The sequence below is a fragment of the Methylobacterium nigriterrae genome, from assembly GCF_037106235.1.
Lineage (GTDB): Bacteria > Pseudomonadota > Alphaproteobacteria > Rhizobiales > Beijerinckiaceae > Methylobacterium > Methylobacterium nigriterrae.
The window spans coordinates 1-419 of record NZ_JBAWTG010000575.1 but is presented as its reverse complement, the minus strand read 5'-3'; the positions used below and the strand labels follow the sequence as shown (position 1 = coordinate 419).

Sequence of the window (419 nt, the reverse complement as noted above, 5' to 3'; positions counted from 1 at the left end):
GCGACTGTGACCTGGGCCTACGACGTCGCCGGGAATGCTGTGGCGACAGCCACGTTTCACGCGCCGGCCCAGATGCTCATCATCGACAGCGTGGCGTGTGTCGAACTCAGTGCCGTGGCCTACCCGGTCTTCGAGATCGCCGCGTCAGCCGCCTCGTTTCCCTTCCGGTATTCCGACGACGAGTGGACGGATCTCGGCGCACTGACGGTCCGGCAGTACCGGGATGAGGACAGTCGACTTCAGGCCTGGGCACAGGGCTTCGTGGCGGGTTATCCAACCGACACCCTGTCCCTCCTCAAGGACCTGAACGCTGGCGTCGGTGCGGGCATCGGCTACCAGGCGCGCGAGGACGAAGGCACGCAGTCGCCGAGCCAGACCCTTGCGTTGTGTGTGGGCTCCTGCCGGGATCTCGCGACCCT

Annotated in this window: 1 protein-coding gene; it reads left to right on the top strand. The window is 66.1% G+C overall.

Features of this window, described 5'->3' with window-relative positions:
• Positions 1-419, top strand: a 419-nt coding sequence (locus WDW90_RS38305) for a transglutaminase-like domain-containing protein (protein WP_488803328.1), incomplete at both ends; no start/stop codon positions are given.